Annotated in this window: 22 protein-coding genes and 1 tRNA gene; 11 read left to right on the forward strand and 12 right to left on the reverse strand. The window is 67.1% G+C overall.

Features of this window, described 5'->3' with window-relative positions; genetic code table 11:
- Window positions 1-131 precede the first annotated feature (131 nt).
- On the forward strand, window positions 132-1181 hold the full coding sequence (locus G3572_RS11520; RefSeq protein WP_164611923.1) for a DUF4424 family protein: 1050 nt from the start codon (window positions 132-134) through the stop codon (window positions 1179-1181).
- Window positions 1182-1190: 9 nt separating this feature from the next.
- Here the strand turns inward: G3572_RS11520 and G3572_RS11525 are convergent, their stop codons facing one another.
- The 4 genes from G3572_RS11525 to G3572_RS11540 form a co-directional block, all read right to left on the reverse strand.
- Window positions 1191-2426, reverse strand: a complete 1236-nt coding sequence (locus tag G3572_RS11525) for an MFS transporter (RefSeq protein WP_164611925.1) — start codon at window positions 2424-2426, stop codon at window positions 1191-1193.
- A gap of 112 nt (window positions 2427-2538) precedes the next feature.
- Window positions 2539-3351, reverse strand: a complete 813-nt coding sequence (locus G3572_RS11530; protein ID WP_164611927.1) for an aldo/keto reductase — start codon at window positions 3349-3351, stop codon at window positions 2539-2541.
- Window positions 3352-3561: 210 nt separating this feature from the next.
- Complete coding sequence (locus G3572_RS11535; RefSeq protein WP_164611929.1) at window positions 3562-4680, reverse strand: Gfo/Idh/MocA family protein; 1119 nt, start codon at window positions 4678-4680, stop codon at window positions 3562-3564.
- 7 nt (window positions 4681-4687) lie between these two features.
- The gene (locus G3572_RS11540) at window positions 4688-5389 is read right to left on the reverse strand and encodes a GntR family transcriptional regulator (protein WP_164611931.1); all 702 of its coding nucleotides are present in this window, start codon (window positions 5387-5389) and stop codon (window positions 4688-4690) included.
- A 116-nt stretch (window positions 5390-5505) separates the two neighbouring features.
- Here G3572_RS11540 and G3572_RS11545 point away from each other — a divergent pair, with 116 nt between their 5' ends.
- From G3572_RS11545 to G3572_RS11555, 3 genes are read left to right on the forward strand one after another with little or no spacing between them, the layout of a single operon-like run.
- Window positions 5506-6663 carry an LLM class flavin-dependent oxidoreductase gene (locus G3572_RS11545; RefSeq protein WP_164611933.1) on the forward strand — a complete coding sequence of 386 codons (1158 nt, stop codon included), beginning with the start codon at window positions 5506-5508 and terminating at the stop codon, window positions 6661-6663.
- Window positions 6663-7556, forward strand: coding sequence for an aldo/keto reductase (locus G3572_RS11550; protein ID WP_164611935.1), 894 nt, complete (start codon window positions 6663-6665; stop codon window positions 7554-7556). The genes G3572_RS11545 and G3572_RS11550 overlap by 1 nt, the downstream gene beginning before the upstream one ends.
- A gap of 14 nt (window positions 7557-7570) precedes the next feature.
- A complete protein-coding gene (locus G3572_RS11555; protein WP_435530974.1) occupies window positions 7571-8086 on the forward strand; it encodes a flavin reductase family protein in 516 nt (171 codons plus the stop codon).
- 131 nt (window positions 8087-8217) lie between these two features.
- On the opposite strand, the gene panC is transcribed toward G3572_RS11555, so the two are convergent.
- Together panC and panB are read right to left on the reverse strand one after the other, a co-directional pair.
- On the reverse strand, window positions 8218-9063 hold the full coding sequence (gene panC / locus G3572_RS11560; protein WP_164611937.1) for a pantoate--beta-alanine ligase: 846 nt from the start codon (window positions 9061-9063) through the stop codon (window positions 8218-8220).
- Entirely contained in the window at window positions 9060-9896 is an 837-nt protein-coding gene (gene panB / locus G3572_RS11565) for a 3-methyl-2-oxobutanoate hydroxymethyltransferase (RefSeq protein ID WP_164611938.1), read from the reverse strand. The genes panC and panB overlap by 4 nt, the downstream gene beginning before the upstream one ends.
- Window positions 9897-10071: 175 nt before the next feature.
- Between panB and G3572_RS11570 the strand changes: the two genes are divergently transcribed.
- Window positions 10072-10413 carry a cupin domain-containing protein gene (locus G3572_RS11570; protein WP_164611940.1) on the forward strand — a complete coding sequence of 114 codons (342 nt, stop codon included), beginning with the start codon at window positions 10072-10074 and terminating at the stop codon, window positions 10411-10413.
- Here the strand turns inward: G3572_RS11570 and G3572_RS11575 are convergent.
- Together G3572_RS11575 and G3572_RS11580 are read right to left on the reverse strand one after the other, a co-directional pair.
- Window positions 10400-11290: a DMT family transporter gene (locus G3572_RS11575; protein ID WP_164611942.1), complete on the reverse strand. Its 891-nt coding sequence runs from the start codon at window positions 11288-11290 to the stop codon at window positions 10400-10402. The two genes, G3572_RS11570 and G3572_RS11575, sit on opposite strands and share 14 nt — an antisense overlap.
- A 90-nt stretch (window positions 11291-11380) precedes the next feature.
- Window positions 11381-12205 carry a L,D-transpeptidase gene (locus tag G3572_RS11580; RefSeq protein WP_240335511.1) on the reverse strand — a complete coding sequence of 275 codons (825 nt, stop codon included), beginning with the start codon at window positions 12203-12205 and terminating at the stop codon, window positions 11381-11383.
- 313 nt (window positions 12206-12518) lie between these two features.
- Between G3572_RS11580 and G3572_RS11585 the strand changes: the two genes are divergently transcribed.
- A complete protein-coding gene (locus G3572_RS11585; RefSeq protein WP_164611944.1) occupies window positions 12519-12773 on the forward strand; it encodes a GlsB/YeaQ/YmgE family stress response membrane protein in 255 nt (84 codons plus the stop codon).
- A gap of 102 nt (window positions 12774-12875) precedes the next feature.
- Here G3572_RS11585 and G3572_RS11590 read toward each other — a convergent pair whose 3' ends face one another.
- Together G3572_RS11590 and yghU are read right to left on the reverse strand one after the other, a co-directional pair.
- Window positions 12876-14084: an aminopeptidase P family protein gene (locus G3572_RS11590; RefSeq protein ID WP_164612538.1), complete on the reverse strand. Its 1209-nt coding sequence runs from the start codon at window positions 14082-14084 to the stop codon at window positions 12876-12878.
- Window positions 14085-14346: 262 nt separating this feature from the next.
- Window positions 14347-15189, reverse strand: coding sequence for a glutathione-dependent disulfide-bond oxidoreductase (gene yghU / locus G3572_RS11595; RefSeq protein ID WP_164611946.1), 843 nt, complete (start codon window positions 15187-15189; stop codon window positions 14347-14349).
- 198 nt (window positions 15190-15387) lie between these two features.
- Between yghU and G3572_RS11600 the strand changes: the two genes are divergently transcribed.
- Window positions 15388-16374, forward strand: a complete 987-nt coding sequence (locus G3572_RS11600) for a P1 family peptidase (protein WP_164611948.1) — start codon at window positions 15388-15390, stop codon at window positions 16372-16374.
- A 47-nt stretch (window positions 16375-16421) separates the two neighbouring features.
- On the opposite strand, the gene G3572_RS11605 is transcribed toward G3572_RS11600, so the two are convergent.
- A complete protein-coding gene (locus tag G3572_RS11605) occupies window positions 16422-17660 on the reverse strand; it encodes a lytic murein transglycosylase (RefSeq protein ID WP_240335512.1) in 1239 nt (412 codons plus the stop codon).
- 255 nt (window positions 17661-17915) lie between these two features.
- Here G3572_RS11605 and G3572_RS11610 point away from each other — a divergent pair, with 255 nt between their 5' ends.
- Complete coding sequence (locus G3572_RS11610) at window positions 17916-19934, forward strand: hydantoinase/oxoprolinase N-terminal domain-containing protein (protein WP_164611950.1); 2019 nt, start codon at window positions 17916-17918, stop codon at window positions 19932-19934.
- Window positions 19935-19983: 49 nt separating this feature from the next.
- Window positions 19984-20060: transfer RNA gene (locus tag G3572_RS11615), tRNA-Met, on the forward strand.
- 69 nt (window positions 20061-20129) lie between these two features.
- Here G3572_RS11615 and G3572_RS11620 read toward each other — a convergent pair.
- On the reverse strand, window positions 20130-20510 hold the full coding sequence (locus tag G3572_RS11620; protein WP_164611951.1) for a diacylglycerol kinase: 381 nt from the start codon (window positions 20508-20510) through the stop codon (window positions 20130-20132).
- Window positions 20511-20863: 353 nt separating this feature from the next.
- Here G3572_RS11620 and G3572_RS11625 point away from each other — a divergent pair, with 353 nt between their 5' ends.
- Together G3572_RS11625 and G3572_RS11630 are read left to right on the forward strand one after the other, a co-directional pair.
- Window positions 20864-22024: an efflux RND transporter periplasmic adaptor subunit gene (locus tag G3572_RS11625; RefSeq protein WP_164611953.1), complete on the forward strand. Its 1161-nt coding sequence runs from the start codon at window positions 20864-20866 to the stop codon at window positions 22022-22024.
- A gap of 5 nt (window positions 22025-22029) precedes the next feature.
- Window positions 22030-25155, forward strand: coding sequence for an efflux RND transporter permease subunit (locus G3572_RS11630; RefSeq protein WP_164611955.1), 3126 nt, complete (start codon window positions 22030-22032; stop codon window positions 25153-25155).
- Window positions 25156-25201 lie beyond the last annotated feature (46 nt).

Below are 25201 nucleotides of genomic sequence, written 5' to 3' on the forward strand. Positions count from 1 at the left end.
ATTGCAGGCCCGCAAGACAGGGTCAACGGGGGCAGTCACGGATATTGGGCGGCGGTTTGCGCCATTGCAGGCTTGTCCGCGCGCGCGCCCGCGGGCAGAGTGCGGCAGGCATCACGAACGGGGGGCGGGCGATGTTTCTGCGCGGTGTGGTTTCGGTCTGGGCGCTGCTTGCCGCGCCGATGGCTCTGGCCAATGACGGCTTTGGCGGCCTGAGTGCCACCGGCCTCACCTTCGGCCAGACCGAGGCCATCGCGATGGAGGAGGAAGACCTTTTCATCAGCCGAGACGCGGTGCGGGTGGACTATGTCTTTCGCAACCTGACCGGCGCCGATGTGACGGGCGAGGTGATCTTTCCGCTGTCGCCGATCTCGCTGACCTATCTGCTCACCTCCGATTACAACCTGCCCGATGATCCCGCCCGCGCCGATCTGGTGAACTTTCGCGCCATCGTCGATGGCACCGAGGTGCCGGTCAGCATCGACCGCATCGCCGTGATCGAGCCGCCGTGGCAAGAGAACCGCGATCCGGCCGAGCAATATGATACCCCCGGCGCGGATGTGACCGCCGCGCTGCTCCGCCACGGCATGCCGCTGGTGCCCGATGTCGATGCGGTTCTTGCGGCCTTGGCGGCCCGCGATTCGGCGCAGCTCCGCGCGATGGTCGACGAAGGGCTTCTGGAAAGCTTCAGCGACGCCCCGCGCCTGACCGCCGATGATGTGATGCCCCTGTGGTCCATTGTGCTGCGCTATCACTGGACGCAGACCTTTCCCGCCGGTCAGGCGCTGCGCATTTCCCACAGCTATGACAACCGGCCGCCGGGGGGCATCTTCGTCTGGCAAGACCCGCCAGAGGCCGAATGGCTGGCAGGCCTGCAAGCGCAGTATTGCATCGACGCCCCCACCTCGCGCGCCATTGCCGCGCGGCTTGCCGGATCCGAACAAGATGGCTTTGTCACCGGCACCGCATGGTATCTGTCCTATGTCCTGCGCACCGCCAATTCATGGGCAGGGCCGATCGGCCGCTTCCGGCTCACCATCGACAAGGGCGACACCGATCATGGCCTGTCGCTCTGTGCCGAGGGTGTCAGGAAAACCGGGCCGACGACCTTTGAGGTCGAAAAGCGCGATTTCACCCCCGATGCCGATCTGGACATCCTGATCGTCGCCCCGTTTCAAGAGTAGGCCGCCCGCCTAGGCAGGCAGCGCCACCAGCGGCCTTTCCCGGATCGGCAGATGGACGATGGCCGAAAACGCGCCCACGCCCACGCCGATCCACCAGACCAGCGTATAATCGCCGGTGATGTCATACATCTTGCCGCCCAGCCAGACGCCCAGAAACCCGCCGATCTGATGCGACAGGAAAACAAAGCCGTAGAGCGTTCCCATATAGCGCAGCCCGTAGATATGCGCGACAAGGCCCGAGGTCAGCGGCACCGTCGCCAGCCAGAGCGACCCCATCACCGCCGAGAAGATCAGCACGGATTCCGGCGTGATCGGCAGCAGGATGAAGGTGGCGGCGGCAATGGTGCGCGCCACATAAATCCCCGCCAGCAGGTATTTCTTGGTATAGCGCTTGCCCAGCCAGCCCGCCGTCAGCGTTCCGGCGATATTGGCCAGCCCGATCACCGAAATCGCCACCGCCCCCAGCGCCGAGGTGCTGGTGATCCCCATGCCCGCCAGCATGCCTGCCGGATCGATGGGGCCGCATAACTCGGTGACAAAGGCCGGAAAATGCGCGGTGATGAAGGCAAGCTGATAGCCGCAGCTGAAAAAGCCCAGAAAGATCAGGCTGAAGGACGGGTCCTTGAAGGCGCGTGTCAGAACCGCCCCCATGCTTTCCTCCAGTTCCGCCCGCGTCGCCACATGGGGCGAGCGGATGAAGGGCAGCGCAAACAGGCTCGCAAGGATCAACGCGGCAAAGATCACGAAAACCTCTTGCCAGACGTAGGATTGCAGCAGGAATTCCGCCAGAGGCGCGCCAAAGACCTGCCCCATCGACCCCGCGGCCGTGGCAATCCCCAAGGTCATCGACCGGTGCTCGGGCGCGGCGGCACGGCCCACCACCGCCAGTACGACGCCAAAACCTGTCCCCGCGATGCCAAAGCCCACAAGGATTTCCAGAAACTGGTGCTGCCCCGGCGTCACGGCAAAGGAGGACAGAACCAGCCCCGCAGCATAGGTCAGCGCGCCCAGCACAATCGCGCGCCGGTCACCGAATCGCTCGGCCAGGGCGCCAAAGATCGGCTGCCCGATGCCCCAGGCAAGGTTCTGGATGGCGATGGCGAGGGAAAACTCGGCCCGCGCCCATCCGAAATCCTCGGCAATCGGAATCTGGAACACCCCGAAACTGGCGCGGATGGCAAAGCCCAGCATCAGGATCACACATCCGGCAACAAGAACGGGGGTGATGATCGGGGATCTGGTCATGGCGCGGGCTCCTGTCACGGGCGGACGATGTGCCTGCGGCCCTGCGGCGTCAAATGCTGATTTGTGCTGCGCACAATCGCGCCCGGACAGGGCCGCGCCGCGCAGGCTGGCCCTAGCCGAACGCGCGCGGATCAGGTCCCGTGCGCTCGCCGCTGTCCAGCGTCGCCATCGCCGCCATCTCCTCGGCGGTCAGGCTGAAATCGCAGATGTCGCGGTTCTCGGCCAGGCGCCCGCTGTTGGTGCTGCGCGGAATCACCGAGCAGCCCAGTTGCACATGCCAGCGCAGGATCACCTGCGCCGGGCTCTTGCCCGTGCGCGCCGCCACCGCCTGCACCGGAGCTGCGTCAAAGGAGCGGCCCAGCCCCAGCGGTGTCCAGCTCTGCGTCACGATCCCCAGCCGGTCGTGCAGGGCGCGCAACTCGGCCTGTTGCAACTGCGGATGCAGCTCGATCTGGTTCAAGACCGGCGTCACCCCCGTCTCGCCGATCAGACGCTCCAGATGGTCGGCCATGAAGTTCGACACGCCGATCGACTTCACCCGCCGCTCGTCGCGCAGGCGGATCATGGCCCGCCATGTGTCCAGATACAGGCCCTTGTCCGGGCAAGGCCAGTGGATCAGCAAAAGATCGGGCGTCAGCCCCAGCCGCGCCACAGACTCGTCAAAGGCGCGCAGCGTCTCGTCATGGCCCTGCCGGTCGTTCCAGATCTTCGTCGTCACGAACACCTGCTCGCGGGCCACGCGCGCGGCCCGCAAACCCTCGCCCAGCCCCGCCTCGTTGCCATAAATGGCCGCGCCGTCGATCAGCCCATAGCCCATGCCGATCGCTTCGGCGACGATCTCTGCGGTCCTGTCCGCCGGAACCTGCCAGATGCCCAGCCCCAGCGCCGGAATCCGGTTGCCGTCATTCAGCTTCAACACCGCCATCGCTGTCTCCCGCAAATCTGGGCGTCAGGGAACAGATTTCAGGCGGGGGATGCAAGCGCGAACTGCCCCTCGCGGCGTTTGCTGCTTTCAAAAATACTCCGGGGGAGCCGCGCGTCGCAGCGCAGGTGCCTGCCAAGGGCGCTGCCGCCGCGCGGCGGGGGCGGAGCCCCCCGGCCAAAAAGCGTGCCCCCGCCCTTGGCGGGGGCGCAGTCAGATCACGCTGGCGGGCGCATAGGGCGCGCGGGTCAGGTCCACCGCCTGCCCGGTCGCGGCACTTTCCTGCGCCGCCATGCCCATGGCGACGGCCCACCAGCCATCGAGCAGGCTCACCTCGGGGGACTGCACCCCGCGCACCACGCGCGCAAAGCCCTGATGCTGGTAGAAGGTGCTGCCATTATGGTCGCCCGCCGCCAGAATCTCAGGGTCCACCGGCACGTCCAGCACCCGCGGCCCCTTGGGCTCGCGCGGGCTCACGATGACCTGCGGCACCGGCGGCTCGCCCAGATGCGCGGGCCAGAACCGGCCCGGCCCCGGCACCAGACAGTCGATCCTGCCCTTCGGCCCCACCGCCGAGATTTCCTCCTGATAGCGCGCGCCTTCGGCAAACATGCACAGCTCCAGCATCGCGCGCAGCCCGCTTTCAAACTCGACGATCACATAGGCATTGTCCCAGATGTCGGGCGTCTGCCCGTCATAGCGCTCGTCCAGATGGTTGACCGCCTGACCCGCACTCGCCATCACCCGCACCGGATCACAGCCGGCGATCAGCCGCATCAGGTCAAAGAAATGGCAGCATTTCTCCACCAGCGTGCCGCCCGTATTGCGGTTGAACCGGTTCCAGTCGCCCACCTTTTCCAGAAAGGGAAACCGGTGTTCGCGGATGGTCAGCATCTTGATGCCCCCCGTCGCCGCCCGTGCCTCGGCAATCAGATGCGCCACCGGCGGCATGTAGCGATATTCCATCGCCACCCAGATCGGCGCCGGATAGGCGGCGCGCAGCGCGGCCAGACGCGGCGCATCGGCAGGGTCGGTGAACAGCGGCTTTTCGCACAGGATCGGCAGCGGGCGGATCGCCGCGATCTCCTCGAGCTGCGCCAGATGCATGTAATTGGGCGAGACGATCAGCAGGCAATTCACCGCCGGATGCGCCACCACGTCTGCAAGGCTGTCCATCATGACCGCCTCCGGCGCCAGCTCCGCCGCAAGCGCGCGCATCCCCGCATCCGGCTCGAAGATCGCGGCCACGCTTGCATCCGCGATCAGGGCGATGTTGCGCAAATGCTCTTGCCCCATCATGCCGCAGCCGATGACGCCATATCTCAGTTCCATGACAGCCTCATTTCAGACGCGCGACATAGGCGACGCGCTCGGGGTCGTACCAGGTGAAAGAGGCTTCGACCGACTGGCCGCTCTGCCCCCAGGTGATGCGCGTGATCTTCGGCAGCGCCGTGCCGGGCGCGTGCGGAAACTGCGGCGGTGCCCAATCGGGCAGGGGGCCAAGGCCCACGCGGTCCTCGGCCCGTGCAATCCACAGCTTCAGCCGCTGACGATAGAAAAGGTAGAGCGACTCCGACAGGTCGTCGGCGGTGATTTCGGGCGCAAGCGCGCCGTCCAGCCAGATTTCCTCGACCGCCGCCACCACACCCGACAGGAACCGCAAGCGGCGTATCCGGTGTCCTTCGGCGCTGGTGCCGAAGCCGGGCAAGGACGGGTCCTTGGCGCAGCGCTCCACCGACAGCACCCGCGCGGTGGGCAGGCCGCCCCCCGCCAGCAACTCCAGCCGGAACAGCGCATAGACCGATGCCGGATCGGGCTTGGCACGAATGTAATTCCCCGATCCCTGCACACGCTCCACCAACCCCTTGTCGCTCAGGGCCTGCAACGCCTGCCGCAAGGTGCCGACCGCAATCCCCAGCTCTGCCGCCATCTCGCGTTCCGGCGGCAGGCGCTGGCCGTCCAGCAACCGGCCCGCCGCGATGTCGCGGATCAGAAGCTCGGTGATCTGCTGGTAGAGGGGCAGGGCGCCAGAGAGGGTCATCAGGGCAGGGTCACGGGGGCTGCATGAATTGATATAGGATTGATCTATAGCAATCCGGATGCTACGCAAGGGCAAAGATGCATCCCCGCCACGGGATTTTCACGGAGACCCATGTCATGACAGTTGTGCCCGTCACTTCGGCCGATCTCGGGGCAAGCGAGGTCAGCTGGTTCGCCGCCCTCTGCTCGGATGATTACGCCTATCTCGGCGTGCCCGACCCTGCGCTGCGGTCAAGCTGGGCGCACTGTTCCGGCATCGTGAAACGGGCCGAGGCGCATGGCTTTCGCAACATCCTCTGCCCCTCGTCCTATCAGGTGGGGCAGGACACGCTGTCTTTCGTCGCGGGCTGTGCGCCGATCACCGACCGCATCAACTTTCTGGCCGCCATCCGCTGCGGCGAGATGCAGCCCGTGATGCTCGCCCGCACCGTCGCCACGCTCGACCATATGCTGCAAGGGCGGCTGACGCTGAACGTCATCAGTTCCGATTTCCCGGGTGAGGTCGCGCCAAGCGCCTATCGCTACAAGCGCAGCCACGAGGTGGTGGAGATTTTGCGGCAGGCATGGACGCAGGACCACATCGAATACTCGGGCGAGGTCTACCAGATTTCCAGGGTCAGCGCCGATCCCGCGCGGCCCTACCAGCAGAACGGCGGCCCCCTGCTCTATTTCGGGGGCTATTCCCCCGATGCGCTGGAACTGTGCGGCGCGCAATGCGACGTCTACCTGATGTGGCCCGAAACCAAGGACATGCTGGCGCAGCGCATGCGCGATGTGCATACCCGCGCCGAGGCGCATGGCCGCACGCTCGACTATGGCCTGCGCGTCCACATGATCGTGCGCGACACCGAGGCAGAGGCGCGGGACTATGCCGAACACATCGCCAGCAAGCTGGATGACGAATACGGCAAGCTGATCCGCGACCGCGCGCATGACAGCATCTCGCTCGGCGTCGCGCATCAGGCCCGCGCGCGCGAACTGGCCGATCAATACGGCTATACCGAACCGCATCTGTGGACGGGGATCGGCCGCGCGCGGTCTGGCTGCGGGGCGGCACTGGTCGGATCGACCGATCAGGTGCTGACCCAGATCGAGGAATATCGCAAGATGGGCATCCGCGCCTTCATCTTCTCGGGCTATCCCCATATGGATGAATGTGACCATTTCGGCACCAAGGTGTTGCCGCAGTTGAAAACCTGTTCTTTGCCCCATGAATATGGCCGCGTGCCTTCCGGCACGCCCGCCACCCCCCTAGGAAACGGACCCCGCCGCTGATGGAAAAGATTGCCCTTTCGCCCGAAGTCTCGCTCTCTCGCCTCGTCTACGGCATGTGGCGGCTGGGCGATGATGAAAACACCAGCCCCGCTCATGTGCAGGCCAAGATAGAATCCTGCCTTGCCCAGGGCATCACCACGATGGATCAGGCCGACATCTATGGCGGCTACACCGCCGAGGCGATCCTCGGGGCGGCCCTGCGCGCGGCCCCTGCCTTGCGCGACCGGATCGAGATCGTCACCAAATGCGATATCGTGGCCCCCGCCGGCCGCCATGCCGCCGCGCGGGTGAAGTATTACGACACAGGCGCCGCACATATCAACGCCAGCGTCGAGGCGTCCTTGCGCGACATGGCGACCGACCGGATCGACCTTCTGCTCATCCACCGCCCCGACCCGCTGATGGACCATCACGAAACCGGCGCGGCGCTGGATGCTCTGGTGGCCAGCGGCAAGGTGCGCGCGGTGGGGGTGTCGAACTTCCGGCCCTGGGATGTGGAATTGCTGCAATCGGCGATGACCGCCCCGCTGGTCACCAACCAGATCGAACTGAGCCTGAGCGCCCATGCCGGATTCACCAATGGCGATGTGGCCTATCACCAGCGCAAGGGCCAGCCGCTGATGGCGTGGAGCCCGCTTGCAGGCGGCAGCCTTCTGTCGGGGGCCGATCTGCGCCTGCGCGACGCGCTGCACCGCATCGGGGCCGAGCAGGGCACCGACTGGTCGGCGGTGGCGGTGGCATGGCTCTTGCGCCACCCCGCGCGGATCCTGCCCGTGATGGGGACCAACAGCCTCGAGCGGATCGGCAGACTTTCTGACGCCTGCCGTGTAGAAATGGATCGCCAGACGTGGTTCGAGCTCTACACCCATGCGATGGGACACGAGGTTCCGTGACAGCGGAGAGCGCAATGGCGGATGGAGCGATGATGACCGATGTGCAGTTCACCCCCGAGGGCAACCCGCGCGCCTTCCGCGACGCGCTGGGCCGTTTTGCCACCGGAGTCACATTGGTGACCTGCGCCACGCCGGGCGGGCCGATGGGCTTTCTGGCCAACAGCTTTGCCGCGGTGTCGCTTGACCCGCCTCTGGTGCTGTGGTCGCCCGCGAAATCCTCCAGCCGCTTTGCCCATTTCGCCGAAGCACGCCACTATGCGATCCATGTGCTGGAGGCCGCCCATGCCGATTGGCTGCCCCGCTTTGCGCGCGGCGGCGCGGGATTTGATGGCCTGCCCCATGCGGTCGGCGCCGAGGGCGTGCCGCTGATCGACAGCGCGCTGGCCCGCTTCGACTGTGTGCAACACGCCGCGCATGACGGCGGCGATCACCTCATCATCGTGGGCCGCGTGCTGAGCGCCGCCTACCGCGACGGCGCGCCGCTGGTGTTTTCGCAAGGCGCTTACGGGCGGTTCAGCGGCGGTCTCTAGGCGTTGCGTATTGTGCCGATGTCGACTGGGGCTCCGCCCCCAGCCCATTGGTTCCTCGAACCAATGGCGAAACCAATGAGCAACCCGGGATATTTAAGGACAGAAAATGAGGCGAGGGAGTCCCGCCCTTTTCAGACCGGAATATTGTCGATGAGGCGCACGCCGTCGAGCCAAGCGGCGGCGAGCATGCGGCGGGGGCTTGCGGGGTCATCCGAGGGCATCAGCGTGGCCGCATCGCGCAGTTCGATGTATTCCACCCGTTCAAAACCGGCGGCGCGGATCGCCTCTGCGGCTTCGCGGATCGCCATGCGGTCGGATTGTCCGGCGCGGATGTCCTCGGCGGCGGCGGTGATCGCGGCATAGAGAACACCAGCCTTGGCACGGCCCGCCTCGGTCAGTCGCAGATTGCGCGAGGACATCGCCAGCCCGTCAGCCTCGCGGATCGTCTCGCAGCCGATGATCTGCACCGGAATGTTCAGATCGCGCACCAGACGTTGCACCACCTGCAACTGCTGCCAGTCTTTCTGGCCGAAATAGCCACGGTCGGCCATGGTCATGCCGAAAAGCTTGGTCACCACCGTGGCGACCCCGTCAAAATGGCCGGGGCGCATCCGGCCTTCGAGGGGTTCGGAAACACCGCCCACCGTCACCACGGTCTTGAAACCGTCGGGATAGACCTCTTCGCGGGCGGGGGCGAAGATCAGGTCCACCGGCACCGTGGCCAGCAGGGCGGCATCTGCCTCTTCGCTGTGCGGGTATTTCAGCAGATCCTCGGGGTTGTTGAACTGCATCGGGTTCACGAAGATCGTGGTGATCACGCGCGCGCAATCGCGGCGGGCGGCGCGCGCAAGGCTCAGGTGTCCGTCATGCAGCGCGCCCATCGTGGGGACCACGCCGATGCTCTCTCCTGCGGCGCGCCAGGCGCGGGTGTGGGCGCGCAGCGCCTCGACGGTGCGGACGATTACGGGCGTGCTCACGATCTGGCCTTCGCGGGCAGCACATCGGCAAAGGCATGTTCGGGGCCGGGGAAAGCGCGCGCGCGCACCTCGGCGGCATAGTCGGCGATGGCGGCATCGGCCAGCTTGCCCAGTTCGGCATAGCGCTTCACGAATTTGGGGCGGAAATCGGTGAACAGGCCCAGCATGTCGTCGATCACCAGCACCTGACCGTCGCAATCCACGCCGGCCCCGATGCCGATGGTGGGGATGGACAGCGCCGCGGTGATACGCCCCGTCAGGCCCTGCGGCACCTTTTCCAGCACGATGGCAAAGGCCCCCGCCGCCTCGCACGCCTTGGCATCGGCCATCACCTTGTCCGCCTCGGCATCGCGGCCCACCACCTTGTATCCGCCCAGCGTGTTCACCGCCTGCGGCGTCAGCCCGATATGCGCCATCACCGGCACCCCGCGCGCGGTCAGGAAGGCGATGGTTTCCGCCATGTGCTGCCCGCCCTCCAGCTTGACGCTGGGCGCGCCGGTTTCGGCCATCAGGCGCGCGGCGTTGCGATAGGCCTGCGCCGGGCTTTCCTCATAGCTGCCGAAGGGCATGTCGATCACCGCCATCGCGCGTGACAGCCCCCGCACCACCGCGCGGCCATGCAGGATCATCATCTCCATCGTGACCCCCACGGTGGACGGCATCCCGTGCAGCACCATGCCAAGCGAATCGCCCACCAGCGCCACGTCGCAATGCGGATCGACCAGACGCGCCATCGGGGTGGTATAGGCAGTCAGCACCACCAGCGGCTGCCCCCCCTTGCGGGCCTTGATATCAGGCGGCAGCACCGGGCGAACGGGGGAATTGGCGCTCATGATCGTCTCCTGCCTGTGAAGCCCCGAAGCAGGGGCATCCATAAACTGCCCGTCATCAGTGCATCAGCCCGCGAAGATGCGCAAGAATATTGCGCCGCACTGCGGCACATCTGCCGGGCTTGACGTTGCGACGGCCATTGTGCCCCATGCCACAAGCCAGTCAACGGAGCCTGCCATGACCCTGATCGAACGCGTCACCCGCGATGCTGTCACGCCCGAAGAAGAGCGGCCCGACCCTGCCAAGGTGGTGTCGGGCGATCCGGTGCACACCACATGGAACCTTGAGGAGGCAGACGGGCTTTACTGCGGCCTGTGGCAGTCTACCCCCGGGGCGTGGCGGGTGTCCTATGCCGAATGGGAATACATCCGCATCCTGTCGGGCCATTCCATCCTGCGCGGCGAGGACGGGTCCGAAACACATCTGCGGGCAGGGGACAGCTATATCATCCGCCCCGGATTCACCGGCGTGTGGGAAGTGGTGGAAACCACGCTGAAGGATTACGTCATCCGGCTTTAGGTTTCGGCTTGCGGCTCACCATCGCCACCCCCGCACCCGCCAGCGCAAGTCCCGCCCATGCCAGCGGTGGCATCGCCTCGCCCAAGAGGGGCCATGCGAACAGCGCCGACATGGCCGGCACAAGGTAGAACAGCGCCGAAACCCGGCTTACCTCGCCCGCGCGGATCATGGCCAGCAGCAGCGACATCGCCAGAAGGGAATTGCCCACCACCAGATAGGCCATCACCGCGATGAATTCCGCGTCCCAGCTGATGGCAAGGCTTTCCGTCATCAGCGCCAGCGGCAGGGTAAATCCGGCCCCCACCGCATACTGGATCATGTTCGAGGTGACGGGATGCTGGCTGATGCCAAAGCGCTTTTCATAGAGCGTGCCCGCCGTGATGCCGATCAGACCACCCACCGCAGCCAGCAGGCCCCACGGATTTTCCGCCTGTATCTGCGCGCGGGCAAGGATCACCACCAGCGCCCCCGCCAGCCCGAGGCCCAGCCCCGCCCATGCGCGGCGGCTCACGATCTCGCCCACGAAACGCGGGGCGATCAGCGCCACCAGAATGGGTTGCAGGCAGACCACGATCGCCACCCCCGCTGCCGAAACGCCGGATTTGAACGCCAGATAGCACAGGCCGAAATAGCCCACCTGAATGAGGAAACCGACCACCGCCACATCCACCCAAGCCCGCAGGCTGGCAGGCATCGGCGGGCGCAGGATCAGGACAAAGGGCAGCAAGACCGCCAGCACAAGGCAATAGCGCAGGGCCAGCAGGGTCATCGGTTCGGCGTGGGTCAGGCCCAGCTTGGCCACGGCAAAGCCTGCCGACCACAAGACCAGAAAAACGGCGGGGGCGGCGATCAGCCAAAGGGGGCGCTGGGATGTCATGGCGCGACTATTGCTGGCGCCGCGGCGAAAGGAAAGGGGGCGCGCGCGGCCTTGGCCCGAAGGGCAGCGGCCACGCGCAAGATCACAGCATCACAGCGTCACGAAATCGCCGCCGGTCACCGGCGCGCCGTCGCGCGGGTCGTCGAACACCGGCGCTTGCGTGTTCGCATTCGGGCCATAGATCAGCTCGGGGTCCACGGTGCGCGAGGGCAGATCGACGCCGCGGCCAAAGTTCTCGGGGTCCACCCGCAGCGATTCCGCCTCGGTGCGCACATGCACCCGCGTGCCGATCGGCACCATGTCATACAGGTCGATGATGTCCTGGTTGAACATGCGGATACATCCCGCCGAACCGGAATTGCCGATGGACTCCACATCGCTGGTGCCGTGGATGCGGAAATAGGTGTCCCGCCCGCCACGGAACAGATACAGCGCACGCGCGCCCAGGGGGCTGCGCAGACCGCCCGGAATCCCGCGGGCAAAGGGGCCGTAAACCTCGGGCTCGCGGCGCAGCATGTTCTGCGTCGGCGTCCAGCCCGGCCATTTGCGCTTGAGCTGGATGGTGCCATTGCCCGCAAAGGCCAGACCGGCACGGCCCACGCCCACCGGATAGCGCACGGAATTCGCCCCTTCGCGGACGAAGTAGAGGAATTTGGCATAGGGATCGACATCGATGGTGCCAATCGGCTGCTCGCCCAGATACTGACCGGTGATCCGGCGGTTCACGCCTTGGGTGTATTGCGGATCGATCCCCGGCAACGCGTAACCGCTGTCAAAGATCGGGCCATAGCCCGGCAGAAAGCCCGCAAAGGGAGAGGGTTGTTCCGGTCCGGGCGCTGCCGGAGCACAGGCCGACAATGCGGCAAATCCTGACATGGCAAGAAAGCCACGGCGGCTGATGGGAGAAAATGACATTGGCAGCCTTATAATACGAGTCGAATGTTACCTACCACGCGAGACTGCCAAACGAAAAGGCCCGGCAACGGGTTCCGCTCCGGCTCCGCGATTTTGCACAAATACCGGGCGACCGGCCGCAGATCTGCATGACCGCACCCTTTGCCTGCTCGCCTCTGTGGTCTTGCGCCGCGCACCGCCGGACCCGCGCCGGACGGCGGTTTCACCCGTTTCCGCAATCGGCAGGAAGTTGCCGGGAACCATCAGCGCCCATCAAGAGTTTGTGAGCATATCCCCGCTGCACGCGCGGGGCCTCAGAGAAAAAGGGACCATCATGGCTATTGAAGCACTTCTCATCATCTTGCTGATCGGCGCAATCGCGGGCTGGCTGGCCGGACAAATCGTAAAAGGTTACGGCTTCGGCCTGCTGGGCAATATCGTTGTCGGGATCGTCGGCGCGCTGGTCGCGGGCTTCCTGTTTCCGGCCATCGGCCTCGGCTTCGGCGGCGGCATCCTCGGCTCCATCATCGCGGCGACGCTGGGCGCGGTGATCCTGCTCTTCCTCATCCGTCTGGTCAAACGCGTCTGACCTCGGGCTGCGAAGACAAAAGGCAAGGCCGGGGCGTTTCCCCGGCCTTTCTCGTTCCACCCGCCCTGCCGAGGGCAGGGGCGGGGGTCTGGCGTTCCGGCGTCAGCCCACCACGTTGAAGGCAGGTCCATAGGGGTAATGGGTGATATCCTCGGGCGCATCCTCGGTCACGACAAAGATGTCATGCTCGCGGTAGCCCCCCGCCCCCGGCGCGCCTTCGGGAATGGTCAGCATCGGCTCCATGCTGATGACCATGCCCGGCTCCAGCACGGTGTCGATATCCTCGCGCAATTCCAGCGCCGCCTCGCGCCCGTAGTAATGCGACAGGATGCCAAAGCTGTGGCCATAGCCGAAAGTGCGGTATTGCAGCATGTCACGCTCGGCCAGAAACGCATTGATCTTGGCCGTGATCTCGGCGCAGGACGCCCCGGGCCGCAGCAGGGTCATGCCATATTCATGCGCGTCGATATTGTGCTGCCAGATCTTCATCGAGGCATCGTCCACCTCGCCCACGAACAAGGTGCGCTCCAGCGCGGTGTAATAGCCCGAAATCATCGGAAAGCAGTTGAGTGACAGGATGTCGCCATGCTTCAGCTTGCGGTTGGTCACCGGGTTATGCGCGCCATCGGTGTTGATCCCCGACTGGAACCAGACCCATGTGTCGCGATATTCCGCATCGGGAAAGCGCTTGGCAATCTCGCGCTCCATCGCGTCGCGGCCTGCGATGCTGATCTCGAGTTCCGTCGCGCCCACCTTTATCGCCTCGCGGATGGCATAGCCGCCCACATCGGCCACATTGGCCCCGTGCTTGATCAGCGCGATCTCGGCGGGTGACTTCATCATGCGCTGCTGCATCGTGGCGGGCGCAATGTCCATGCCGCGCTTGGGCTGCAGGAAGGTGTTCAGCTTCTCCGCCCGCTCCATCGTCAGATGGTCGGCCTCGCAGCCGATCGCCTTGCCGGTGCCGGTGATCCCCGCCACCACGCGCCAGAAATTGTCGCGCGTCCAGTCGGTGTAGGTGATGTTGTCGCCGATCGACCGCCGCCACGGCTGGCCCGCATCGATGCCCGCGCTGACGGTGATGCAATCGGTCTTCGTGACCACACAGGCATAGGGGCGGCCAAAGCTGCAATAGAGAAAGCCCGAGTAATAGGCGACGTTGTGCATGCTGGTCAGCACCACGGCATCCAGACTGTGCAACTCCATGATGTCGCGCAGACCGGCAAGGCGCTCGTGGTATTCGCTCTCTGCAAAGGGCAGGGCGTCTTTGCCGGCGCCGTTGTGAAAGCGGTAGTGTTCCGGGCGGATCAGATTCATGTCAGACCTCGTGAATGGGGCCGGACACCTTGCCCGGAACCCCGAAAGGTCCCGGCGTGCAGGACGAAAGCGGCAGGACCGCAAGCGGCGGGATTTATCCCTTGTGGCGACGCCATCGCCACGGCTCGCCAGCATCATGCCCGCTGCCCTTCGGCCCCGCAAGGGAAAGGTGCGTGCAAGCACGCACCCTACGCACAAAGTCCCGACCGGCGGGCGCCGCGTGTAGGGTGCGTGCTTGCACGCACCCTTCCCGGACTCAGCCTGCGCTGAAATCCGCCGCCGAATGGCGTTCGGGCAACTGCTCCGACGCCTCGCCCCAGTTGCGGTTCACCTTGCGGCCCCGCACCACGGCCGGCCGCGCATCGATCTTCTCGGCCCAGGCCATCACATGCCTGTAAGAGGTCACATCCAGAAACTCGGCCGCATTATAGGCGCGCCCCAGCACCAGACCGCCATACCACGGCCAGATCGCCATGTCGGCGATGGTATAGTCGTCGCCCGCCACATAGGCACGCTCGGCCAGTTGCCGATCCAGCACATCCAGCTGCCGCTTCGTCTCCATCGCATAGCGGTTGATGGGGTATTCGTATTTCTCGGGCGCATAGGCATAGAAATGCCCGAAGCCCCCGCCGACAAAGGGGGCCGATCCCATCTGCCACATCAGCCAGTTCAGCACCTCGGTCCGCGCCGGGCCGGCGGCGGGCAGGAAGGCCCCGAACTTCTCGGCCAGATGCAGCAGGATGGACCCCGATTCGAACACCCGCAGCGGCTCTGCTCCGGAATAATCCATCAGCGCGGGGATCTTGGAATTGGGGTTCACCCCGACGAAGCCGGACCCGAACTGCTCCCCCTCGCCGATCTTGATCAGCCAGGCGTCATATTCCGCCGCATGTCCCGCCTCCAGCAGCTCTTCGAACATCACCGTCACCTTCACCCCGTTGGGTGTGGCAAGTGAATAAAGCTGGAACGGATGCACACCGCGCGGCAGCGGCTTGTCATGCGTGGCACCCGCAATCGGGCGGTTGGTGCTGGCAAACTGCCCGCCATTCGCCTTGTCCCAGGTCCAGACCTTCGGCGGCACATAAGGGGTATCGGTCATCTTGCATCCCATCTGACTGCTGTCCATCAGCGCAAAACCTAAGCTGCGCCCCGCCCCTCGGCAATGGGCGCAGATGGCGGGGCCTCTGTGCGCCCACGCGCCCCTGCACCCGCGCCGCGCTGCAAAACCCGGCCCCAACTCCCCCTCGCCGGGGGAAAACCCCTTGCCAAACCCTGCCATTTGCGGCCCCCTGACCGCATGCGCCCCGGACCCCGAAACCTCGTCACCGATGTCTCCGGCCTGCTGGTCGGGCAGGCCCATGACGCGGCCCTGCGCTCCGGCGTCACCGTGCTCACCGCCGCACGGCCCTTCACGGCGGCGGTGCACGTCATGGGCGGCGCCCCCGGCACGCGCGAGACAGAACTGCTCGCCCCCGACCGCCTCGTGCAGGAGGTCGACGCGCTGGTGCTGTCAGGCGGCTCCGCCTTCGGCCTCGATGCCTGCTCGGGCGTGGCCGATGCGCTGCGCGGGCAGGGGCGCGGCTTCGCGGTCGGGGACCAGCGCATTCCCATCGTGCCGGGCGCGATCCTGTTCGATCTGCTCAACGGCGGTGACAAGACATGGGCGCGCAACCCCTACGCCGCCCTCGGCGCGCAGGCCCTGCACACCGCGGCGGAGCAGTTTGCGCTGGGCAGCGCAGGCGCGGGCTATGGCGCGGCAACGCTGAACTGGAAGGGTGGTCTCGGCTCGGCCTCGGCGGTGCTGCCCTCCGGCCTGACCGTGGGGGCGCTGGTCGCGGTGAACGCGCTGGGCTCGGTCACCGCGGGCGACAGCCGCCACTTCTGGGCCGCCCCGTGGGAAGAGGGGGACGAGTTCGGCGGCCTCGGCCCCGCCCCGCGCATGGCCCCGCCCGACGCCCCCCTGCCGCGCAAACGCATGGGGGAATCCACCACCATCGCCATCGTCGCCACCGATGCCGCGCTGACGCAGGCACAGGCGCAGCGCATGGCCATCGCCGCACATGACGGCATGGCCCGCGCCATCGTGCCGTCACATACCCCGCTCGACGGCGATCTCGTCTTCGCCGCCGCCACCGGCGCCCGCGTGCTGACAGACCCGCTCACCGACAGCTTCCAGCTCGGCCACGCCGCCGCCACCTGCCTTGCCCGCGCCATCGCCCGCGCCGTGTTCAGCGCCACCGCGCGGCCGGGCGATCTGCAACCCGTCTGGTCGTCTCGCGCCTGAATTGCTGCTTTCCAAATACTCCCGCCGGAGGCATCCGGCGGTTGCCCTCAGCGCAGCGCCTCCAGAACCTCGAGACTCGCATAGCCATCCGGCACCCGCCCGTTCGCGCGCTGGAACGCCTTGACCGCCGCAATCGTGTTCGGCCCGATCCTGCCATCCACCCCCTGCGGATCGAAGCCCGCAGCCCCCAGCCTTTCCTGCAACTCCATCCGCTCTGCCAGCGTCAGCGCGCGCAATTCGCGCGGCCAAACCGCCTGTATCGCAGGCCCGCCGCGCAAACGGTCGGCCAGATGCCCCACCGCGATCACATAGGCATCGGCGGTGTTGTAGCGCTCGATCACCTGGAAGTTGGAGAAGATCAGAAACGCCGCCCCCCGCGCGCCCCCGGGCAGCAGCACCGAGGCCAGCCCGTGATCGGGCAGCGCGCCGCCCGCCACCGGCGCCACCCCCAGCGCCGCCCACTCCGCCACCGGCTTTTTCACCCGCTCGGTGGTCTGGTCATAGTCGAACCCCTCGGGCAGACGGATCTCCAGCCCCCAGAGCGCGCCGGGTGTCCAGCCCCAATGCCGCAGATAGGCGGCGGCAGAGGCGAGCGCATCGGCCGGATCATCCGACCAGACATCGCGCCGCCCGTCGCCGGTGAAATCCACCGCATGCGCCCACCAGCTTGTCGGCATGAACTGCGTGTGCCCCATCGCACCGGCCCAGCTGCCGCGCATCGCCTCCGGCGTCACATCGCCGCTCTCGAGGATCTTCAGCGCCGCGATCAGCTCTTTCTCGAAAAACGCCGCCCGCCGCGCATCATAGGCCAGCGTGGCCAGCGCCTCGATGGTCGGGATATCGCCGCGAAAGCTGCCATAGGCCGATTCCAGCCCCCAGATCGCCGCCACGATGTGCCGGTCGACGCCATATTCCGCTTCGATCCGCGCCAGCATCGCGCCATGCTGCGCAAGCGCGCGCTTGCCATGCGCGATACGGTCTTCGGATACGGCGGTATCAAGGTAATCCCAGATGGTCTTGGTAAACTCGTTCTGGTTGCGGTCGCGCTCGATGATCTTCGCGTTGAACCGCGCCAAGGGCAGCGCGCGCTCCAGCACCGCAGGCGCGATGCCCGCCTCCAGCGCGCGCGGGCGAAACCCGTCCAGCCAGTCTGCAAATCCCTGTTCGGTTCCCACCGCCACACTCTCCACCTGCGCCGCCACCGGGCCGGGCTCGCTCGTGTTGGGCGACTGCGCCACCCCCGGCGTCGCCATCGCCAACATCACAAAGATCAAGCCTGCCCGCATCTGCCATGCCCCGTTTTGCCCGAGCCTAGCTGCCCCCGGCGCAAAGGGCAAACCCGCGCGTCCAAGCCCGGCGGCTCGGCGCTCCCTTGCGGGCGCTTCTCGCAGGCCCTCCATGTCGCGCCCCGCGCGCAGAGGGACGGATACGGACCGATAAGCGCCTCCTTGTCCGATCCGCGACCGCAAATGTCGCAACAGGGGCTGATCTTCGCCCCGCAATGGCCTAGCTGACAGCCATATCACAAGGAACGGCAGGCGATGGGTTACTTTCTGGGCGTGGATACGGGCGGCACCTATACCGACGCGGTCATCGTGGACGAGGCCGCGACCCGCGTCATCGGCAAGGCCAAGTCGCTGACCACCCGTAACGATCTGGCCCTCGGCATCGGCGGCGCGGTCGATGCCGCGCTGGCACAGGCGGGGGTCGTCCCGCAAGACATCTCGCTGGTGTCCCTGTCCACCACCCTTGCCACCAATGCCCTTGTCGAAGGGCAGGGCGGCCGCGTCGCCCTCGTCTTCATCGGCTTCGACGCGGGCGACGAGGCCCGCGCGGGGCTGGACGAGGCGCTCAGGGGCGACCCGATCCTGCGCATCGGCGGCGGTCATGGCCATGCGGGGCAGGAACTTGCCCCGCTGGACACCGCAACGCTGGAACAGCACCTGCGCGAGAGGGGCGATCAGGTGATGGGCTTTGCCGTCGCCGCCCGCTTTGCCACCCGCAACCCCGCGCATGAAATCGCCGCGCGCGACCTGATCCGCCGCGTCACCGGGCGGCCCGTCACCTGCAGCCACGAGCTTTCGGCCAATCTCAACGGCCCCAAGCGCGCGCTGACGGCGGTGCTCAACGCCCGTCTGATCGGCATGATCGACCGTCTGGTCGCCGCTTGCGAGCGGCACCTGACCGCCATCGGCATCACCGCGCCGCTCATGGTGGTGCGCGGCGATGGCGCGCTGATCTCGGCTGCGATGGTGCGCGAGCGCCCGATCGAAACCATCCTCTCCGGCCCCGCCGCCAGCATCGTCGGCGCGCGCTGGCTCACCGGCGCGTCCGATGCGCTGGTCTCCGACATCGGCGGCACCACGACCGATGTCGCGCTATTGCGCAACGGCCTGCCCGAGATCGATCCGCAGGGCGCACGCGTCGGCGGCTTCCGCACGATGGTCGAGGCGGTGGCGATGCGCACCACCGGCCTTGGCGGCGATTCCGAGGTGCATCTGCAGACCGAGGGCCTCACCGGCGGCCTGCGCCTCGGCCCGCGCCGCCTGATTCCCGTCTCGCTGCTGGCAGATACCCACGGCGACATGGTGCATGCCGCGCTTGACCGTGCCCTGTCCACCGAGGTGTCCGGCGAATATGACGGGCGCTTCGTCATCCCGATGCAGGGGGCGCAGGGCGGGCTTTCGCCCCGCGAAGCCACGCTCCTTGCCCGTATCACCGCGCCGATGCCGCTGGCGCAGGCGCTCACCTCGCGGCTCGAGGCGGCGGCGCTCGACCGCCTCGTCGCCCGCGGTCTGGTGATGATCGCCGGCGTCACCCCCTCCGATGCCAGCCACGCCCTTGGCCGTCTGGCGGTCTGGGATGCGCAGGCCGCCGAAAAGGCGCTGCGCCTGCTCGGTCGCCGCCGCAACGGCGCGGGCGAGCGTTTCGCCGCCGATCCGCTGGCCTTGGCACAGGCCATCATCGACCAGTTGACCCGCCAGACCGTCGATTGCCTGCTCGAAGCCGCCTTCGCCGAAGACCCTGCCTTTGCCGAAGATGCGCCCGAAATCCTCGCGCGCCACAGACTCACCCGCGCGGCTCTGCAGGGGCATCGCGGCGTCGTGCAGCTTACCGCTCGCCTTGCCGTTCCGGTCATCGGCCTTGGCGCCTCGGCCCCGGCCTATTACGGCGCGGTGGGCGAGGTTCTGGGCTGCCAGATGATCCTCCCCGAACATGCCGGTGTGGCCAATGCCATCGGCGCGGTGGTGGGGCAGGTCAGCCAGCGTGCCACGGGCACACTCACCAGCCCGTCGGAAGGGCGCTTTGCAGCGCATCTGCCCGGCGGAATACAGGTCTTTGCCGATCAGGATGCCGCACTTGATGCCCTGACCGATGCGCTGACCCGAGAGGCCACCGACCGCGCCCTGCGCGCCGGCGCGGTCGATCTGCACCTGACCACCACCCGCGACATCCGCGAGGCCGAGGTCGAAGGCCGCCGCATGTTCATCGAAGCCGTGGTCAGCGTCACCGCCGCGGGCCGCCCCCGCGTTGCCCATGCGCGCGATGTGCAAATCTGACGAATGGGGCTTGACGCGCGATGGCGGGCGCAATACGACCCGCGCCAGTGGCTAGGTAGCTCAGCTGGTTAGAGCACGTGACTCATAATCACGGGGTCGGGGGTTCGAGTCCCCCCCTCGCCACCACTTTTCTCCCTTTACATGCGTAACGTCCGCAGCAGCCTCGTTCAGGCGCGCGCCGCCAGCCTAGGCCGGTCATTCCCCTTGGGTCAGCGCAAGCGCGGCGATGCTGCCAAGATAGGCGATGTTCGCCAGAATCATCAGCCCGACCGCGAGCGATCCAAGGTCCTTGGCCTGCTTTGCCGCCTCGGACCAGCCGGGCGAGACATGGTCGGCCAGCACCTCGATGGCCGTATTCAGTGCCTCCACCGCCAGCAGCGCGCAGAACAGCACAACAAAGCCGAGCCATTGCCACAGGCCCGCCCCCAGCCATAGCAGACCCGCTGCCGCCACAAGACCGCCCGCCACCTCTTGCCGCGCCGCCGTTTCGCGCAGCAGGCGGCGCAGACCGTCGCGGGAATAGCGGGTGGCATCCACCATGTGCCAAAGCCCCTTGCGCGGTGGTTCCACGGCCATGCTGCCCCCGATGTCCTTGCCTGCCCTGCCGTCCCAGCCTTGCGCCCGCGCCGCCCGATGTCCATCCACATCGCACCGGCCCCCCTTCGCGCCCCCGTCGCGCGTGGGCAGGGGCCGGAACAGCCCCGAGCCCGCGCATATGCGCGGCAAAAGCGGGCAAAGCGCGCGCCCCCCCGCCCTCGGGCTTCAAAAATCAGTCAGCGCACTTTCTCTTTGTGGCGCAAGCCCTATGCTCTGGCCCGAGATGCCGCAACCTTGCCGTGTCAAAGCGCCGCCCCTTGGCGGGCACGCCGCTCTGCCGGCGCATCCGACCGCCGAAGCCATAAGGACCAAATCCGCATGAAAGAGGCCAGATGAGACTTGTGCCCCAAGTGTTCACCGCTGCGCTGATCGTGGCGCTCGCGATCCCGCTGGCCGCCCGCTTCGTTCCCGGCACCCATCCGTGGCTGCAAAGCGCGGGCATGCTGGCCCCGCTGACCGCACTCGGCGTCGTGCCCGCCAGCGCCGGGGCCGCTGCCCCCGCAGGCGGACCGCGCGGCAGCGGCGGACCGGGGGCACAGGGCGGTGGCGGCGGCATTCAGGTCATCGCCGCCGAACCCGACCGCCAGATGCAGCGCAATGTGGTCGATGCCATCGGCTCGTCCCGCGGCGCTCAGGCGGTGGACCTGTCCTTCGGCGTCACCGGACGCATCACCGCGCTGCACGTCGCCGCAGGCAGCCGCGTCGAGGCGGGCGCGGTGCTCGCAGAACTCGACGCCGCCAGCGCCCGCCTTGCCCTCGAACGCGCCCGCCTCATGCGCGCCGACGCCCAGCAAACCCTTGACCGCCTGTCGCAGCTCGCCGGATCGGGCACCACCACCAGCCTGCAACGCCAGGATGCCGACCTTGCCCTGCGTACCGCCGAACTGGGCCTGCAGGCCGCGCAGGCCGATCTCGACGATCACACCCTCACCGCCCCCATCTCGGGCTATGTCGGGCTGATCGAGCCGCAGGTCGGTGATCTGGTCACCCCGACCACCACCATCACCCGCATCGAAGACCGCTCCAGCCTGATCGTCGATTTCCGCGTCCCCGAACGCATCGCCGCCCGGATCGCCCCCGGCGCGCCGGTGCAGGTTAGCCCCGTCGCCACCCCCGGCCACAGCGTGACCGGCCAGATCGTCGCGGTCGACAACCGTGTGGACGAGGCAAGCCGCACCCTGCGCGTGCAGGCCAGCATCGCCAACACCGATGACAGTCTGCGCGCCGGCATGGCCTTCCGCGTCTCGATGGAGTTCACCGGAGCCGAGGTGCCAGCCGTCAGCCCGCTCGCCATCCAGTGGGGGGCGGACGGGGCCTTCATCTGGCTGATCCGCGCGGGCAAGGCCAGCCGCCTGCCCATCCGCATCCTGCAACGCAATGCCGATGCGGTGCTGATCGACGCCGCCCTCGAACCCGGCGATCTGGTCGTCACCGAAGGCGTGCAGGCCCTCCGCCCCGGTGCCGAGGTCTCGCTCGCCCCGCCACGGAGCTGACACGCATGGAAAACCGCGCCAAGACCGCCGCCGCAATGGGGCAGAGCACCGCCCTTTTCGTGCGCCGCCCCATCCTCGCCTTCGTGCTCAATGCGCTCATCGTCATCGCGGGCTTTGCGGGCTTTCTCGGCGCGGATGTGCGCGAATTGCCCGCCGTAGACCGCCCCGTCGTCTCTGTCACCACCAGCTATTCCGGCGCCGCCCCCGAAACCATCGACCGCGAGGTGACCGCCGTCATCGAAGGCGCGGCGGGCCGCGTGGCCGGGGTCAAATCCATTTCCTCCTCCTCGCGCTTCGGCTCCAGCCGCGTCACGGTGGAATTCAATGACAGCGTCGATCTCGATGTCGCCGCCACCGATCTGCGCGACGCGGTGGCGCGGCAGGCAGGCAACCTGCCTTCGGGCGCGGATGCGCCGCGCGTCGTCAAATCCGATGCCGATGCCGAAGCCATCCTGCGCGTCGCCGTCACCTCCAACCGCCGCAGCGCGGACGAGCTGACAACACTCGTCACCGATCTGGCCGAATCGCGCCTGCTGGCCGCCCCCGGTGTCGCAGATCTGCAAATCTTCGGCGCGCGCGAGCTGTCGTTCCGCGTCGATGTCGACCTGATGCAACTCGCCGCGCGCGGCCTCACCCTGGCCGATCTGCGCGGCGTTCTGGGCAACGCGGCATTTGATTCCCCGTCGGGCGCGCTCAGTTCCGAAAGCCAGAGCCTTCTGGTGCGCACCACCGCTGCCATCCGCACCGCCGAACAGATCGAGGCGCTGACCATTGCGGGCAACGTCCGGCTTGGCGATGTGGCACAGGTCACGCTCGGCCCCGATCCGGGCGCATCCATCCTGCGTGCCAACGGGCAGACGGGCATCGGCATCGGCATCATCCGGCAGGCCAACGGCAATTCGCTCGCCATCTCCGAGGCGGTCCGTCAGGTGGTGGCCGATCTGCAACCGCTTCTGCCCGATGACGTGCAGATGTTCGTCACCTCCGACAGCGCCGATTTCATCCAGGGCGCCATCAACGAGGTGCAACTGGCCCTTGTCCTCTCCGTCCTGATCGTGACGGCGGTGATCTTCCTCTTCCTGCGCGATCCGCGCGCCACGCTCATTCCCATCATCGCCATGCCGGTGGCGCTGATCGGCACCTTGGCCGCCATCTGGATCGTGGGTTTCTCCGTCAACATCATCACGCTTCTGGCGCTGGTGCTGGCCACGGGGCTGGTGGTCGACGATGCCATCGTGGTCCTGGAAAACATCGTGCGCCGCCGCTCCGAAGGCATGGGCGCGCGCGCTGCCGCCGTCTTGGGAACCCAGCAGGTGTTCTTCGCGGTGCTGGCCACCACCACCACGCTCGCCGCCGTGTTCATCCCGCTGTCCTTCCTTCCCGGCCAGACGGGCGGGCTGTTCCGCGAATTCGGCTTCACGCTTGCGATTGCGGTGCTGTTGTCCTCGGCCACTGCGCTGACCCTCTGTCCGGTGCTGGCCGCGCGGCTTCTGCGTCCCGCCGGACCGCCCTCGGGCCTGCTCACGGCGCTGGGCGACCGGCTGGCGCGGCTTTACGGCGCGGCCCTGCGGCTCTGCCTTGCCGCGCCGCTGGTCACCGTCACCGTGGCGGTGCTGTTCGCCGCCCTTGCGGTGGCCATCTTCCCGACCCTGCGCCAAGAACTCACCCCGCCCGAAGACCGCGCGGTGGTGCTTTTGTCGGTTCAGGCCCCGCAGGGCGTCTCGCTCGATTACACCGATGCGCGGATGCGCGAGATCGAGGCTCTGGTCGAACCCTTGCGCGAAAGCGGCGAGGTCACCAGCCTTTTCGCCATCGCGGGCATGGGCGGGCAGGACAACCGCGGCTTCATCGTCATCACATTGGCAAGCTGGGCGGACCGCGAGCGCAGCCAGCAAGAGATTGCCGCCGAGATCAGCGGCAAGCTGCGCGGCATCATCGGGGTGCGCGCCTTTGCCATTCAGGGCAATTCGCTCGGCATCCGCGGTGCGGGGCAGGGGCTGTCCTTCGCGCTGGTGGGGGACAATTACGACGATCTGGCCGAAAGCGCCCGTGCGCTTGTCGAGCAGATGGAGGATGACCCGCGCTTCGGTCAGGTGCGTCTGGGCTACGACACCACGCAGCCGCAACTCTTTGTCGAAATCGACCGCGCCCGCGCCGAAGATCTTGGCGTCCAGATCGCGGGCATGGCCGAGGCCCTGCAAGCCGTGCTCGATGGCCGCACGGTCGGCACTCTGTTCCTCGATGACAACAGCTTAGATATCCGCCTCGTCTCCAACGCTGATCCGGTGAATGACCCCGGCGATCTCGAACGCATCTTCGTGCCAAGTCGCGGCGGGCAGATGGTGCCGATCTCAAGCTTCGTGACGCTGACCGAACGCGCCATCGCACCGCAACTCGAACGGGAATCGCAGCAGCGTGCGGTGCCGATCACCGCAGGGCTGACGCCCGATCTGGCGCTGGGCGATGCGCTCGCGCAGGTGCAGACCCTTGCCGCCGATGTCCTGCCCGAAGGCAGCCGCGTCGTCCCCTTGGCCGAGGCCGCCACCTTGGGCGAAACCTCCTCGGGCCTCGCCATCACCTTCGGCATCGCGCTCATCGTGGTGTTTCTGGTGCTTTCGGCGCAGTTCGAAAGTTTCGTCTCCGCCATCATCGTCATGGCCACGGTTCCCCTCGGCCTTGCCTGCGCGGTCTTTGCGCTGTTGCTGACGGGGGGCAGCCTGAATGTCTATTCGCAGATCGGGCTGGTGCTTCTGGTCGGGATCATGGCCAAGAACGGGATTCTCATCGTCGAATTCGCCGACCAGCTGCGCGAGAAAGGTGCCTCGGTCCGCGCGGCGATCGAGGGTGCCGCCACCGCCCGCCTGCGTCCGGTGATGATGACGATGGTTGCCACCGTGCTCGGCGGCCTGCCGCTCCTCCTTGCGAGCGGCGCGGGGGCCGAGGCGCGGGCGGTTCTGGGCGCGATCATCGTGGGTGGGCTCGGGCTTGCCACCCTCGCCACGCTCTTCATCACCCCGGTTGCCTATCTCCTGCTCGCGGGCCTGTCGCGTTCCCGCGCCGCCGAGGGCACCCTGCTCGCCGCCGAACTGGATCAGGCCACCGCCAAACCGGCCCCCCACCCCGCCGAATAGGGGCCGGCCGCGTGGCCGGTCCGGACCGCTCCACCCGCCACACCCA

This window comes from Pseudotabrizicola algicola (genome assembly GCF_010915705.1).
Lineage (GTDB): Bacteria > Pseudomonadota > Alphaproteobacteria > Rhodobacterales > Rhodobacteraceae > Pseudotabrizicola > Pseudotabrizicola algicola.